The sequence below is a fragment of the Cellulophaga sp. genome (genome assembly GCF_039943695.1).
Taxonomy (GTDB): Bacteria; Bacteroidota; Bacteroidia; order Flavobacteriales; family Flavobacteriaceae; genus Cellulophaga.
In genome coordinates, this window is sequence record NZ_JBDVAA010000170.1 from 1 (window position 1) to 14,591 (window position 14,591).

The window sequence follows — 14,591 nt, forward strand, 5'->3', positions numbered from 1 at the left end:
AAAACTTAGATCTTTTAAAATCTATATTACACAGCATCAAGGCACTAAAAAACAATCATATACGTTTGTTAAACTTATAACCTTAATCAATTATAATAATGAAAAAAATTAACATTATGCTTGTGTGCTTTTTAGCACTAAATTTTTTCTCTTGTTCGTCTGATGATGACTCATCTGTAAAAAATAACGACGCAGAAATTAATGCTCAAGAAAATGAACCTTTAGAAATAAATAAAGTAAGCTCCGCATTAATTATAGAAGGTGCTACTAAAAAAACTGGATCGCTTACTCCTACTGGTGGTTTAGAGTTTACTATGGATTATAGCAAACAATCTGCTTTTCAGCAGAACGGATTTGAAATTGAATTTAATTCTGCGTCAAATTATACTGGCGTTTATATACAGTTAAAAGATGAAAACGGAATGGCAGATTCTTATTTTGATGTTCCTAGATCTGAAATTTATATTTCTGGTAAAGGAGACCAAACTAAAAAAGATAAAGGTTTTCTAAAAGGAAAATCTGCTGGCAAAGAAAATGATGCTGCTATTGAAGTAAACCTTGAAGAAAGTGTTACAGCAGGTACTTTTTGCTATGTTATTTGCTTGTATGATAGTGAAGGCAACATTAGTGAACCTACAGAAGTCTGCGTAACGGTTGAAGCTTGGGGTGGTAATAGTGATTTAGTTGGCACTTGGAATTTTACAAAAGACATAGAAGATGGTAAAGAGACAAAAGTAAATGAAGTAAAGTGTTATAATTATAATGCAGATATATGTGAAATTGAAACTGCTGTGAATAATTGTGATACTATAAATTCTTTAAAGCTTGAACTTAATAGTGATGGTACATACGAATTAAATGAGGCCTCTTTAGAAAAAAATATAAATTGGGAAGCAAGTAATCAGAATTGTCAAGCTATTTATGAAGAGTCTAATTACACTTACAAAGCTATTGGTAAATGGGCTTACAGTAAAGACGGTACACTTACTTTATTAACATTTTCTGATACAGAAACGTATGATGAAGAAATATATGATGATATTTATGAAAATGGAGATATCGATATAAACGATAAAATTACATTAAATGGATCATCTTTAATTGTAAATATTCCAGATACAGATGACAATGGGAATATATTTTTTGATCAGTATTTCTTTGAAAAGGAATAACTAATCTAAAATCAGAAGATTAACAAATTATTAGCCCAAACTATATTTTAGTTTGGGCTTCTTTATTTATATACCTACAACTTAAAATATACGAAATAACTTACATACTTATACTAAATTAGTACTACATTCGTTCATTTAACTTATAACCTTAATCAATTATTATAATGAAAAAGATTAACATTATGCTTGTGTGCTTTTTAGCACTAAATTTTTTCTCTTGTTCGTCTGATGATGACTCGTCTGCAAAAAATAACGACGCAGAAATTAATGCTAAAGAAGACGAACCTTTAGAAATAAACAAAGTAAGCTCTGCATTAGTTATAGAAGGTGCTACTAAAAAAACAGGATCTCTTACTCCTACTGGTAGTTTAGAGTTTACTATGGATTACAGCAAACAATCTGCTTTTCAGAAAAAAGGATTTGGAATTAAATTTAATTCTGCTTCAGACTATACTGGCGTTTACATACAGTTAAAAGATGAAAACGGAATGGCAGATTCTTATTTTGATGTCCCAAGAGATGAAATTTACGTTTCTGGTAAAGGCGAACAAACTAAAAAAAATAGAGGCTTTTTAAAAGGAAAATCTGCCGGTAAAGAAAATGATGCTATTATTGAAGTAAACTTAGCTGAAACTGTTACAGCTGGTACTTTTTGCTACGTTATTTGTTTGTACGATGCACAAGGTAACATTAGTGAACCTACAGAAGTTTGCGTTACGGTTGAAGCTTGGGGTGGTAATAGTGATTTAGTCGGCTCTTGGGACTACACAAAACGAATAGATAATGGTAAGGAATTAATAATCGCAGAGGAAAGTTGTGATTCTGATAATTATAATATCTGTAATGAAGAATATTCTGTTGATGAGTGTCATAAAATAAACTTTATAAATATAAAATTTAATAGTGATGGCACTTTTGAAATGAATAATTCTCAAACTGAGAAATACTTAAACTATCAAGAAAGTCAAGATAATTGTGAAGTTGTTTACCAAGAGTCAGGCTACACGGCTAGTACTAAAGGTAAATGGGCATATAATGAAGAAGAAAACAGACTTACTTTAGTCATTTTTTCTGATGTTTATGATTATGGTGATGAAATAGATGCTGAAACATACGAATTTGGTGACTTAGGCTTAGATGGTACTTTAGATATTTCTGATTCTACTTTAAAAATTACAGAATCTGATTCTTATGATGGTGTAGAAATAAATATTTACGAATATTTCTTTGAAAAATAAGAAATAATTTGTTTCTAATTAAAAGCCCAGACTATGTTTTAGTCTGGGCTTTTTTTAATATTTTTCTCTATTTACTTCGTTCACCTACAAATTGGTCTTCTTTGCTTTTAAATAACACATTAAAAGACGTTAAACTACCATAAATACGTGTAATATATTGTTGCAAGTCTATCTTTTCCTGATCTACAAGGTTTTTACTTGCATTAATTTTTTGCTCCATTACTCTAATTCTGTCACGAACCATAACTATTTTATGAAAAAAAGTATCAATAGGTATTTCTTTATTTGCAGATTTACCATCTCCTGGCTCTAATACAAGAGTTCCTTTTTTCCATTTATCAGCAATTGGTGTTATGCTAGATGCATCACTCCATTTTCTTAATATTGCAATTAAAGAGTTTTCTACATCAGAAAAACTAACACTGTCCACTTCATCTTCTACAGCTTCAATCACCTCAAAATCAGCATCAACATCTATCGTTTCTAATCCTTTTTCTATAAAAGTAACCCAATAATGTTTGCTGGTGACATTGGTAACCACACCTTTTCCTAATTCATTATGTTGTATTCTAGAGCCTATTCCTAATAATTGCATTCTTCTGTATTTTTTAGTTAATACTGCTAAAATATAATTACGTTATTAATTAACAAAAACTAAATAGACGCAATTATTAAATTAAAATCCAAAATCGTAACTTAGCAACTTTGCCAAATTAGTAGATGATTACATACGAAGAAAACATAGAGGTAAAAGGTGCACGTGTGCACAACCTTAAAAATATAGACGTTACAATACCTAGAGAAAAGCTTGTTGTTATTACTGGCTTATCTGGTAGTGGTAAGTCTTCATTGGCTTTTGATACCATTTATGCTGAGGGACAACGTAGATATATAGAAACTTTTTCTGCTTACGCTCGTCAGTTTTTAGGTGGTTTAGAACGTCCAGATGTAGATAAAATAGATGGTTTATCTCCAGTTATTGCCATAGAGCAAAAAACAACTTCTAAATCTCCAAGGTCTACAGTAGGCACTATCACAGAGATTTATGACTTTCTAAGATTACTTTTTGCACGTGCTGCAGATGCTCATAGTTATAATACCGGAGAAAAAATGGTTAGTTATAGTGACGCTCAAATAAAAGAGCTAATTATAACAGATTTTAAAGATAAAAAAATAAATGTTCTTGCTCCTGTTATTAAATCTAGAAAAGGTCATTACCGTGAGTTGTTTGAGCAAATTGCAAAACAAGGTTTTGTAAAAGTAAGAGTAGATGGTGAAATTGTAGATATTGTTAAAGGTTTAAAATTAGACCGCTACAAAGTACACGATATAGAAATAGTTATAGATAGATTAAAAATATCTGATAACGCCAATCTAGACAAACGTATTACAGAAACCATAAATACAGCAATGTATAGCGGTGATAATGTATTAATGATTTTAGAAGAAGGTAAAAAGGAACCTCGCTATTTTAGTAGAGATTTAATGTGCCCTACTACAGGTATATCTTACCCAAAACCAGAGCCAAATACATTTTCTTTTAACTCACCTAAAGGTATGTGTCCTAGTTGCAGTGGCTTAGGTCATAAATACCAAGTTAACACCACTAAAATTTTTCCGGATACTAAATTATCTATAAAAGAAGGTGGTATAGCTCCTCTAGGAAAATATAAAAGTTCTTGGGCTTTTAAACAGTTAGATGTTATTGCGCAACGTTACAAGTTTAAACTAACAGATCCTATTTCTAAAATACCAGAAGAAGCTATAGAAGTTATTTTAAATGGTGGAAACGAAACTTTTGAGGTAGACTCAAAAACCTTAGGTATAAAACGAAACTATAAAATAGAGTACGAAGGTATTTCTAACTTTATTGAAAGTCAATACAATGAAGCTAACTCTGCTCCTATTAAACGTTGGGCAAAAGAGTTTATGGATAAAGTAGTTTGTCCTACCTGTGAAGGCTCTAGACTACAAAAAGCATCTTTATATTTTAAGTTTGATGATAAAAATATTGCAGATTTAGCAACTATGGATATTGTAGACTTAACAGATTTTTTTAGTAAAGTTGATAAAAAGCTTACTAAAAATCAACTTAAAATTGCTGAAGAAGTCATTAAAGAAATTAAAACTAGACTACAATTTTTATTAAATGTTGGTTTAGATTATTTATCATTAAATAGAAGCTCTAAATCCTTGTCTGGTGGTGAGGCACAACGTATACGTTTGGCTACTCAAATAGGATCTCAACTAGTAGGTGTTTTATATATTTTAGATGAACCAAGTATTGGATTACACCAAAGAGACAACGAGCGTTTAATAGCATCTTTAGAGGCTTTAAGAAATATAGGAAACTCTGTTATTGTAGTAGAACACGATAAAGATATGATAGAGCGTGCAGACCACGTTATAGATATTGGACCAAAAGCGGGCAAGCACGGCGGTCAAATAATTTCTGAAGGAAAACCAGAAGATTTAAAAAATTACAATACACTTACTGCTGATTATATTACAGGTAAGAGAGAAATTTCCGTTCCTAAAAAACGAAGAAAAGGTAATGGCAAAAAAATAAAACTAACGGGTTGTACTGGTAACAATTTAAAAAATGTTTCGGTAGAGTTCCCTTTAGGGCAAATGATTGGAGTTACAGGTGTTTCTGGTAGTGGTAAATCTACCTTAATTAATGAAACCCTCTACCCTATTTTAAATGCCTATTATTTTAATGGTGTAAAAAAACCAATGCCATATAAAAAAATTACAGGTTTAGAACATATAGACAAAGTAATTGATATTAACCAGTCTCCAATTGGTAGAACTCCTCGTTCTAACCCAGCAACCTATACTGGTGTTTTTGGAGAGGTGCGTGCATTATTTGCAAAAACGCAAGAAGCAGCTATAAGAGGCTACAAACCAGGTCGTTTTAGCTTTAATGTTACTGGCGGTAGGTGTGAGACTTGTCAAGGTGGTGGTTTGCGTGTTATAGAAATGAACTTTTTACCAGATGTTTACGTAGATTGTGAAACCTGTAATGGTAAACGTTTTAATAGAGAAACTTTAGAAATAAGATACAAAGGAAAATCTATTGCAGATGTGTTAGAAATGACCATTAATGAGGCGGTAACATTTTTTGAAAACATTCCAAAAATTAATCGCAAATTAAAAACCATACAAGATGTTGGTTTAGGATATATTTCTTTAGGGCAACAGTCTACAACTTTATCTGGTGGAGAAGCACAACGTATTAAGTTAGCCACAGAGTTATCTAAAAGAGATACTGGTAACACATTTTATATTTTAGATGAACCTACAACAGGATTGCATTTTGAAGATATACGTGTATTAATGGAAGTTTTAAACAAATTAGTAGACAAAGGAAATACGGTTTTAGTTATAGAACATAATATGGATGTAATTAAAATGGTAGATTATATTATAGATATTGGTTACGAAGGTGGCCGTGGTGGCGGTAAGTTAGTTGCTAAAGGTACACCAGAAGAAATCATCAAAGACAAAAAAAGCTACACAGCTAAATTTCTTAAAAAAGAATTATAACATTAAAAATAATGCATACAGAGTAACGTATGCAGGTAATAAATTAGAATAGAATGAGAAGAGAAAAACACCCAAAAGGCTGGAACGAGATAAAAACAAACGATTCTTGGGCCTTATTTAAAATAATGGGAGAATTTGTACACGGATTTGAAAAAATGAGCGCCATTGGCCCTTGTGTTTCTGTATTTGGATCTGCCCGTACAAAAGAAGGTTCTAAATATTATGAACTAGCTGTAGATGTAGCAAAAAGTATTGCAGAAGCCGGTTACGGTGTTATTACTGGTGGTGGACCAGGTATAATGGAAGCAGGTAACAAAGGTGCACATTTAGCTGGTGGTACATCTGTTGGCTTAAATATAGAGTTACCTTTTGAACAGCATGACAACCCATATATAGATCACGATAAAAGTATCAACTTTGACTACTTTTTTGTTAGAAAAGTAATGTTTGTAAAATATTCTCAAGGTTTTGTTGTAATGCCTGGCGGATTTGGAACATTAGATGAGCTTTTTGAAGCTATTACTCTTATACAAACTAATAAAATTGGTAAATTTCCAATTATACTTGTAGGTACTACTTTCTGGACAGGTTTAATAGACTGGGTAAAAGATACTATGCTTAGCGAAGGTAATATTAGTGCTAAAGATTTAGATCTTATAAAAATAGTAGATACCGCAGATGAAGTTGTAGAAATAATTGATGCTTTCTACAAAGGACATGATCTTAGTCCTAACTTCTAAAGTTATATGATAGCATTAAAATTTAAAAATAATGTAATGTATACAGCAATAGGAATTCTTTTCTTTTGCTGTATACAACTACATGCACAACATACAACTGTTATTAATGCTAACTTGGATACTTCTTGCCATGAAATAACCATAGAGCAAGAGTTTAATTATAAAAACACATCAAAAGACACATTAGAAGTTTTATATTTTAATGATTGGCCTAACGCTTATTCTAGTAAAAAAACTGCATTAGCAAAGCGCTTTGCCGAAGAATATAAAAAAAGTTTACACTTAGCTAAAGCTAAAGAAAGAGGTTATACAAACATATTAAGAGCTAAAGATGGCAAAGGAAATAAATTAGCAAACAAGCATACTAAAAGTAAAGACATTTTAATGTTTATACTTAACAAACCTCTTGCCCCAGACACTACTTTAACTTTAAAAATAAATTATAAGGTTCAATTACCGCCAAACAAATACACCAAGTTTGGATATAGTAATGATAGTACCTATTATCTAAAAGATTGGTATTTAACACCTGCTTCTTACAAAGACAAATGGCAGCTATATTCTAATAAAAACTTAGAAGATCTACAAACAGACGCTACAACTACAAAACTTTATCTTACTATTAATAAAGACTTTTTTGTAACTACAAACCTTAACAAAACTAACGAGTATAGCGTTAATGGAAATAAAACCATCGTAATAGATGGTAAAAACAGAAAAAGTGCTGAAGTAATTTTAAGTAATCAAAAAAAGTTTGTTACACATATTACTCCAGATTTAACTTTAGAAACAGATTTTAAATCAAAAAAATACCCAGAAATATTACAAGGAATTTCTATAAACCGAGTTACTAAATATATAAAAGATAACTTAGGCGAATTTCCACATAAAAAACTACTTGTAAGCGAGCTAGACTACAAAAAAAATCCATTATATGGTATTAACCAACTACCATCTTTTATAGTTCCTTATTCTGAAGAATTTAATTACGAGCTTAAATTACTTAAAACATCCTTATATAACATTTTAGATGAAAGTGTACACTTAAACCCTAGAAAAGAAAAATGGGTTACAGACGCTATAGTTAATTATTTAATGATTACTTATGTTGATGAATATTATAATGGACAAAAACTATTAGGCAAGTTTTCAAAAATTTGGGGAGTTAGAAGTTTTGAAATTGCAAAGTATGATTTTAATGATCAATATGCATTAATGTCTATGCTTACAAGTAGAAAAAACTTAGATCAACCACTAACTGCTTCAAACGATTCTCTAATAAAATTTAATCAGCAAATAGCAAACAGCTACAAATCTGGTTTAGGTTTAACCTATTTATCTGAATACATTGGGTATGATAATGTAAAAAAAAGTATTAAAGATTTTTACAAGAATTACAATCAAGAAAAAGTTTCAACTAAAGATTTCGAAAATATTTTAAAAAAATCTACAGATAAAAATATCGATTGGTTTTTTAATGAATTTATATCTACTAATGATAGAATAGATTTTAAAATAAAGAATATTGAAAAAAATGAGGACTCTTTAAAAATAACTGTAAAAAACAAAACATCAACTAACTTACCTATTTCTTTATTTGGTTTAAAAAAAGATTCTATAGTATCTAAATACTGGATATCTAATATTATAAATGAAAAAAATATAACCATTCCAAGAAATGGAGAAGATAAGCTAGTATTAAATTACGACAAAAAAATACCCGAATACAACCAAAGAAACAATTGGAAGTCTTTAAAGGGCTTTTTGGGAAGTAATAAAAAATTACGTTTTCAATTTTTTAAAGATGCCGAAAACCCATATTACAATCAAATTTTTTACAATCCAGAAATAAGATTTAATGCTTATGACGGCTTAACACCATCAATAAAATTACATAATAGCACTTTATTAGATAGGCCTTTTACTTTTTCAATAGCACCCGCTTACGCCACTAAAGAAAACTCTTTAGTAGGGTCTGGTAATTTCACAATTAGAGATCAACACAAAAACAAAAACTTATTTCTTACTACCTACGGATTTAGTTATGCTACATTTCACTTTCAAGAAAACTCTAGATACACAAAAGTAACTCCTTCTTTTGGTTTAAGTTGGAGACCAAAAGATTTAAGGTCTAACAGAAGTCAAAGTTTTTTTATGCGCTACATAAGTGTTTTTAGAGATTTTGATGAAAATATTATATTAGATACCGAGTTTGAACCGGATTATAGTGTATTAAATGCCAGGTTTAGGGATACTAATAACGGATTAATAAATTATTTATCTTGGTTTGCAGATGCACAATATGCAGGTAAGTTCTCTAAACTATCTTTTGATCTAGAATACCGTAAACTGTTTCAAAACAACAGGCAATTAAATGTAAGGTTTTTTGCAGGTAAATTTATAAGCAATAACACCGACTCTAATTACTTTAGTTTTGCTTTAGACAGACCTACAGATTATTTATTTGATTACGCATACTTAGGAAGATCTGCTTCTACAGGTATTTATAGTCAGCAAATAATTATAGCCGAAGGCGGATTTAAATCTAAATTAGAGAATCCTTTTGCTAATGATTGGATAGCAACAACAAATGTAAGCACCAATATTTACAAGTGGATAGAAGCCTATGGAGATGCTGGCTACATAAAAAACAAAGGAGCAAAAGCTAATTTTGTTTATGACACTGGTATACGCCTAAACTTAGTAACAGATTATTTTGAGTTATTTTTTCCTATGTATTCCAACAACGGATGGGAAGTATCACAACCTAATTATGGAGAAAAGATAAGATTTATTGTAACCTTAAGTCCAAAGTCCTTAACTGGGTTATTTACAAGAAAATGGTTCTAATTAAATGACATATATTTAATTTAAACTGTATTTTTTAAGTATTTCATAATTTGAAACACCTAAATAGACCTTATTTTATTAAATATTCAATAACATATCGTTCTCAGCTATTGCAAAAACCAATCAAATTTGGTACTTTTGCAGAAATATAACTTCGTAAGCTATGAGCGTAAAACCACAAACAAAAGACGATATTTCTTTCGACGATTTTAAATCGCAAATCATTAAAGATTATGAAGTAGCCGTATTAAGTAGGGAGTGTAGCTTGTTAGGAGGACGAGAAGTCTTAACTGGTAAAGCTAAATTCGGAATATTTGGTGACGGTAAAGAGCTACCGCAATTAGCAATGGCTCGTTCTTTTAAAAATGGAGATTTTAGAAGTGGGTATTACAGAGACCAAACTTTTATGATGGCTTTAGGTTTACTAAACGCAAAGCAATTTTTTCACGGGTTATATGCAACTACAGATATCACTAAAGATCCTATGAGTGCTGGTAGACAAATGGGTGGTCATTTTGGTACACATAGTTTAAATGAAGATGGTAGTTGGAAAAATTTAACAGAACAAAAAAATAGTAGTCCAGATATTTCTCCTACAGCAGGACAAATGCCAAGGTTATTAGGTTTAGCACAGGCATCTAAAATATATAGAAATGTTTCTGGTATTGACGCAACCAATTTTTCAAACAATGGTAATGAAGTTGCTTGGGGTACAATTGGTAATGCAAGTACTAGTGAAGGTCACTTTTTTGAGACCATAAATGCTGCTGGTGTTTTACAAGTACCAATGGTAATTAGTGTTTGGGATGATGCTTATGGTATTTCTGTACACGCAAGACATCAAACTACGAAAGAAAATATTTCAGAAATTCTTAAAGGTTTTCAAAGAGATGAAAACAATAAAGGCTACGAAATTATAAAAGTTAATGGCTGGGATTATACAGCATTAATTCACGCTTACGAAAATGCTTCAGAAATTGCTAGAAACGAGCACGTTCCTGTACTTATTCACGTAAATGAATTAACACAGCCTCAAGGACACTCTACGTCTGGTTCTCATGAAAGATACAAATCTCCAGAACGTTTAGACTGGGAAAAACAAAACGATTGTAACAAACGTTTTAAAGAGTGGATTTTAGAAAACAACATAGCAACAGAAGAAGAATTATCTGCTATAGATAAAGAAATAAAAAAAGAAGTACGTACTGCTAAAAAAGAAGCTTGGACAGAGTTTATTAGCCCTAATAAAGAAGCTAAAAAAACATTAGTTGTTCTTTTAGAGAATGTGGCAAGTAAAAGTCCTAACAAAAATTTTATTGCAAAAATTAAGAACGATTTAATTGCTATAGAAGAACCTATTAAAAGAGATTTAGCATCTAGCGCAAGAAAAACATTACGTTATTTAATTGGTGAAGATACAGCAGAAAAACAAGCGTTAATTAATTGGATATCTTCATATATTGATGAAATACAGCCAAAATATAGCTCTCATCTTTATAGTGACTTGCCAAACAAGGCAACCAATATAGAAGAAGTAAAACCAGTTTACTCTGATGAATCAGAAACAGTGGATGGTAGAGTTATTTTAAGAGATAATTTTGATTATATATTTGGTAACAACCCTGAAACACTAATATTTGGTGAAGATGCCGGTGCTATTGGTGATGTAAACCAAGGGTTAGAAGGTTTACAAGAAAAACATGGAGAGTTTAGAGTAGCTGATACAGGAATTAGAGAAGCTACTATTATTGGTCAAGGTATTGGTATGGCACTTAGAGGCTTAAGACCTATTGCTGAAATTCAATATTTAGATTACTTAATGTATGCTTTACAGACATTAAGCGATGATTTAGCAACTTTACTATACCGTACTGTTGGTAAACAAAAAGCTCCATTAATAATTAGAACAAGAGGTCATCGATTAGAAGGAATATGGCATTCTGGTTCGCAAATGGGAGGTTTTATTCATTTATTAAGAGGTATGTACATTCTTGTTCCTCGTAATATGGTAAAAGCTGCTGGTTTTTATAATACACTATTAAAGTCTGATGAGCCTGCATTGGTTATAGAATGCCTAAACGGTTACAGGTTAAAAGAAGAAAAACCAACAAATTTAGGTGAACACTGTACTCCTATTGGTGTTGTAGAAACTGTTAAAGAGGGTACAGATATTACTGTACTATCATACGGATCTACTTTACGTATTGTGGAACAAGTTGCTAAAGAGTTACTAGAAGTTGGTATTGACATAGAAGTAATTGATGCACAAAGTTTACTACCTTTTGATATTAATCATGACGTTGTAAAAAGTGTACAAAAAACCAATAGGTTATTGGTTGTAGATGAAGATGTACCAGGAGGTTGCTCTGCTTATTTATTACAAGAAATAACAGAAAAACAAGGGGCTTACAAGTATCTAGACAGTATGCCACAGGCTATAACTGCTAATGCACACAGACCAGCTTATGCAACAGATGGCGATTATTTTTCTAAACCTAATGCAGAAGATATTTTCGAAAAAATATATGCTATAATGCATGAAGCTAACCCTGCTAATTTTCCAAAACTTAGGTAATTGTTGTAAATAACACTTTTTGTCTATTTTTATTTGATTATTAGTGATAATTTATCGTGTATTCAAAAAAATATTTCTAAATTTGAGATACATAGAATTTTTTTATCCCCGAGCCTAATAATGAGAGATAACATTAAGACAAATATAGGATTGGCACTACTGCGTATTGTGCCATCTGCAATGATGCTTACACACGGAATACCAAAATTACAGAACTTTTTTAGTGGTGATGAAATAAAATTTCCAGACCCTATAGGTATAGGAGCTAGTCCTTCTTTATTTTTAGCAGTCATAGGCGAAGTTTTATGCCCAATATTTATAATATTAGGTTACAAAACTAGATGGTTTGCTGTGCCAGCAGCCGTAACAATGTTAATTGCTGCTTTTGTACAACATGCTGCAGATCCTTTTAGTGTAAAAGAAATGGCTGTACTTTACCTTCTGTTTTTTATGATAATATTTTTATTAGGACCTGGTAGATTTAGTGTAGACGGTAAATAATTAAAAAACTTTTACTAAAAGTTCTTTAAGTAAATCTGCCTGAGACATATTATAAGCTCCAACTCCTTTACCTTTTAAATCTAAATCTCGTAAAGTAGATATAATTCCGCTTACTTTTTTCATTGGAAAGTTTTTTGCTGCTGTTTGGTATTCTCCAACAAAATAAGGGTTTACCCCTAAAACTCTTGCAACATTTCCTTTAGAGCGGTCTTTTAATCCGTGATATTGTAGTATTTGAGTAAAATAAGTATGTAATACTGTTACTGTTACTAAAAACGGATTATCCTTAGGGTTTTGAGCAAAATAATTTACTATGCGTGCAGCTTTTAATGTGTTGCGTTCCCCTATTGCTTTTTTAAGTTCAAAATTATTAAAGTCTTTACTAATACCTATATGCTTCTCAATTGTAGCAGGAGTAATCTCTGTATCTTTTGTAATTACAATTTTAAGTTTTTCTAACTCATTATTTATCTTACTTAAACTAGTACCTAAATACTCTACTAATAATTGAGCAGCAATTGGAGTTATAGTATAACCACTTCCCTTAAGTACTTTTTTAATCCAATCTGCTACTTGATTTTCGTATAATTTTTTACTCTCAAATAAAACACCGCTTTTTTGTACTGCTTTATATAGTTTTTTACGCTTGTCTAATTTTGCGTACTTATAACATATTACTAAAACTGTAGTTAATTGCGGATTATTAGCATAACTAGCCAAGTTATCTATAGTTCTAGACAAATGCTGAGCCTCTTTAATTACAACAACTTGTTTTTCTGCCATCATTGGGTAACGTTTGGCATTGGACACAATATCATCTACAGTAACATCCTTACCATAAAGTACCATTTGGTTAAAACCACGCTCCTCCTCTGTTAATACCATTTTTTCAATGTACTCAGATATCTTATCTATATAGTAAGACTCCTCTCCCATTAAAAAATAAATAGGTTTTACGTTTCCGTTTTTAATATCGGAGATTAGTTTTTTTACTTCGTCCATTTAAAAAAAATCATCAAATTTGCAGTATGCAGAAGCTAAATTTTACTACACAAAACTTCCGTTTCAAAAATAGCGAAAATAAAGTCTATATTTTTGATGTGATAAGAAAAAAATTTGTGGTATTACAACCTGAAGAATGGGTAAGACAACACGTGGTACATCATCTTATTTATCAAAAAAAATACCCAATAAGCCTTATAAATGTAGAAAAACAGCTGGTAATTAACAACTTAAAAAAAAGATACGATGTTGTTGTTTTCAACACAGACGGAAGCATAAATATTTTGGTTGAGTGTAAAGCTCCCGAAATAAATATTACACAAACTACCTTTGACCAAATTGCACGTTACAATATGCAATTAGACGCTAATTATTTAATGGTGACTAACGGTTTAAATCATTTTTACTGTCAAACAAATATAACAGAAGATAATTATGAGTTTTTACGTGATATTCCTGATTTTAACCGTTAAATTTGTACAAGAACTTATAAGAAAAGTAAGATTATATTATGCTTAAAATTGCTGTTGTTATTCTAAACTGGAATGGTGTAAAACTACTAGAACGTTTTTTACCGTCGGTACTAGAGTTCTCTGACAATCATAAAATATATGTTGCAGATAACGCATCTACAGATACATCTATAGCATTTATAAAAAAAAACTACCCAACTGTACAAATTATACAAAACACAACTAACGGTGGTTATGCAAAGGGATATAATGATGCTTTAAAACATATACATGAAGATGTATTTTGCTTACTTAATTCTGATGTAGAAGTAACTCCAAACTGGTTAACACCTATAGCTAATTATTTTACAAGTGATGCTGAAACAGCTATTATACAACCTAAAATATTAGACTTAAAAAAGAAAACTCATTTTGAGTATGCGGGTGCTGCCGGTGGATATATAGATAGCTTAGGCTACCCTTTTTGCAGAGGTAGAATTTTTGATACT

The 14,591-nt window shown here is 30.9% G+C and carries 11 protein-coding genes; 9 read left to right on the top strand and 2 right to left on the bottom strand.

Annotated features, from left to right (window positions below):
- Positions 1-98: 98 nt before the first annotated feature.
- Both ABJD66_RS11340 and ABJD66_RS11345 read left to right on the top strand, forming a co-directional pair.
- Entirely contained in the window at positions 99-1,172 is a 1,074-nt protein-coding gene (locus ABJD66_RS11340; RefSeq protein WP_348131583.1) for a hypothetical protein, read from the top strand.
- A 167-nt stretch (positions 1,173-1,339) separates the two neighbouring features.
- Positions 1,340-2,413 (top strand): hypothetical protein, encoded by a 1,074-nt coding sequence (locus tag ABJD66_RS11345; RefSeq protein WP_348131586.1) that lies wholly within the window; start codon positions 1,340-1,342, stop codon positions 2,411-2,413.
- Positions 2,414-2,480: 67 nt separating this feature from the next.
- Here the strand turns inward: ABJD66_RS11345 and ABJD66_RS11350 are convergent, their stop codons facing one another.
- Complete coding sequence (locus tag ABJD66_RS11350; protein WP_348131589.1) at positions 2,481-3,008, bottom strand: hypothetical protein; 528 nt, start codon at positions 3,006-3,008, stop codon at positions 2,481-2,483.
- A gap of 125 nt (positions 3,009-3,133) precedes the next feature.
- Here ABJD66_RS11350 and uvrA point away from each other — a divergent pair, with 125 nt between their 5' ends.
- The 5 genes from uvrA (at position 3,134) to ABJD66_RS11375 (ending at position 12,628) form a co-directional block, all read left to right on the top strand.
- Positions 3,134-5,962, top strand: coding sequence for an excinuclease ABC subunit UvrA (gene uvrA / locus ABJD66_RS11355; protein ID WP_348131592.1), 2,829 nt, complete (start codon positions 3,134-3,136; stop codon positions 5,960-5,962).
- 53 nt (positions 5,963-6,015) lie between these two features.
- Complete coding sequence (locus ABJD66_RS11360) at positions 6,016-6,702, top strand: TIGR00730 family Rossman fold protein (protein WP_100896099.1); 687 nt, start codon at positions 6,016-6,018, stop codon at positions 6,700-6,702.
- Positions 6,703-6,708: 6 nt separating this feature from the next.
- Positions 6,709-9,552: a metalloprotease gene (locus ABJD66_RS11365; RefSeq protein WP_348131597.1), complete on the top strand. Its 2,844-nt coding sequence runs from the start codon at positions 6,709-6,711 to the stop codon at positions 9,550-9,552.
- 163 nt (positions 9,553-9,715) lie between these two features.
- Complete coding sequence (locus tag ABJD66_RS11370; RefSeq protein WP_348131600.1) at positions 9,716-12,127, top strand: thiamine pyrophosphate-dependent enzyme; 2,412 nt, start codon at positions 9,716-9,718, stop codon at positions 12,125-12,127.
- A 120-nt stretch (positions 12,128-12,247) separates the two neighbouring features.
- Entirely contained in the window at positions 12,248-12,628 is a 381-nt protein-coding gene (locus ABJD66_RS11375) for a DoxX family protein (RefSeq protein ID WP_100896102.1), read from the top strand.
- Here ABJD66_RS11375 and holA read toward each other — a convergent pair whose 3' ends face one another.
- Entirely contained in the window at positions 12,629-13,630 is a 1,002-nt protein-coding gene (gene holA / locus ABJD66_RS11380) for a DNA polymerase III subunit delta (RefSeq protein WP_348131604.1), read from the bottom strand.
- Between the two features lie 26 nt (positions 13,631-13,656).
- On the opposite strand from holA, the gene ABJD66_RS11385 reads away from it, so the two are divergent.
- Positions 13,657-14,103: a type I restriction enzyme HsdR N-terminal domain-containing protein gene (locus ABJD66_RS11385; protein ID WP_100896104.1), complete on the top strand. Its 447-nt coding sequence runs from the start codon at positions 13,657-13,659 to the stop codon at positions 14,101-14,103.
- A gap of 38 nt (positions 14,104-14,141) precedes the next feature.
- On the top strand, positions 14,142-14,591 hold a 450-nt coding region (locus ABJD66_RS11390), incomplete at its 3' end, for a glycosyltransferase (protein ID WP_348131607.1).

What these genes read in the sequence shown, in the direction of transcription:
- ABJD66_RS11340 (WP_348131583.1), top strand. Translation starts at nt 99, where the DNA reads ATGAAAAAAATTAACATTATGCTTGTGTGCTTTTTAGCACTAAATTTT.
- holA (WP_348131604.1), bottom strand. Translation starts at nt 13,630, where the DNA reads ATGGACGAAGTAAAAAAACTAATCTCCGATATTAAAAACGGAAACGTA.
- ABJD66_RS11360 (WP_100896099.1), top strand. Translation starts at nt 6,016, where the DNA reads ATGAGAAGAGAAAAACACCCAAAAGGCTGGAACGAGATAAAAACAAAC.
- ABJD66_RS11345 (WP_348131586.1), top strand. Translation starts at nt 1,340, where the DNA reads ATGAAAAAGATTAACATTATGCTTGTGTGCTTTTTAGCACTAAATTTT.
- ABJD66_RS11375 (WP_100896102.1), top strand. Translation starts at nt 12,248, where the DNA reads ATGAGAGATAACATTAAGACAAATATAGGATTGGCACTACTGCGTATT.
- ABJD66_RS11350 (WP_348131589.1), bottom strand. Translation starts at nt 3,008, where the DNA reads ATGCAATTATTAGGAATAGGCTCTAGAATACAACATAATGAATTAGGA.
- uvrA (WP_348131592.1), top strand. Translation starts at nt 3,134, where the DNA reads ATGATTACATACGAAGAAAACATAGAGGTAAAAGGTGCACGTGTGCAC.
- ABJD66_RS11385 (WP_100896104.1), top strand. Translation starts at nt 13,657, where the DNA reads ATGCAGAAGCTAAATTTTACTACACAAAACTTCCGTTTCAAAAATAGC.
- ABJD66_RS11370 (WP_348131600.1), top strand. Translation starts at nt 9,716, where the DNA reads ATGAGCGTAAAACCACAAACAAAAGACGATATTTCTTTCGACGATTTT.
- ABJD66_RS11365 (WP_348131597.1), top strand. Translation starts at nt 6,709, where the DNA reads ATGATAGCATTAAAATTTAAAAATAATGTAATGTATACAGCAATAGGA.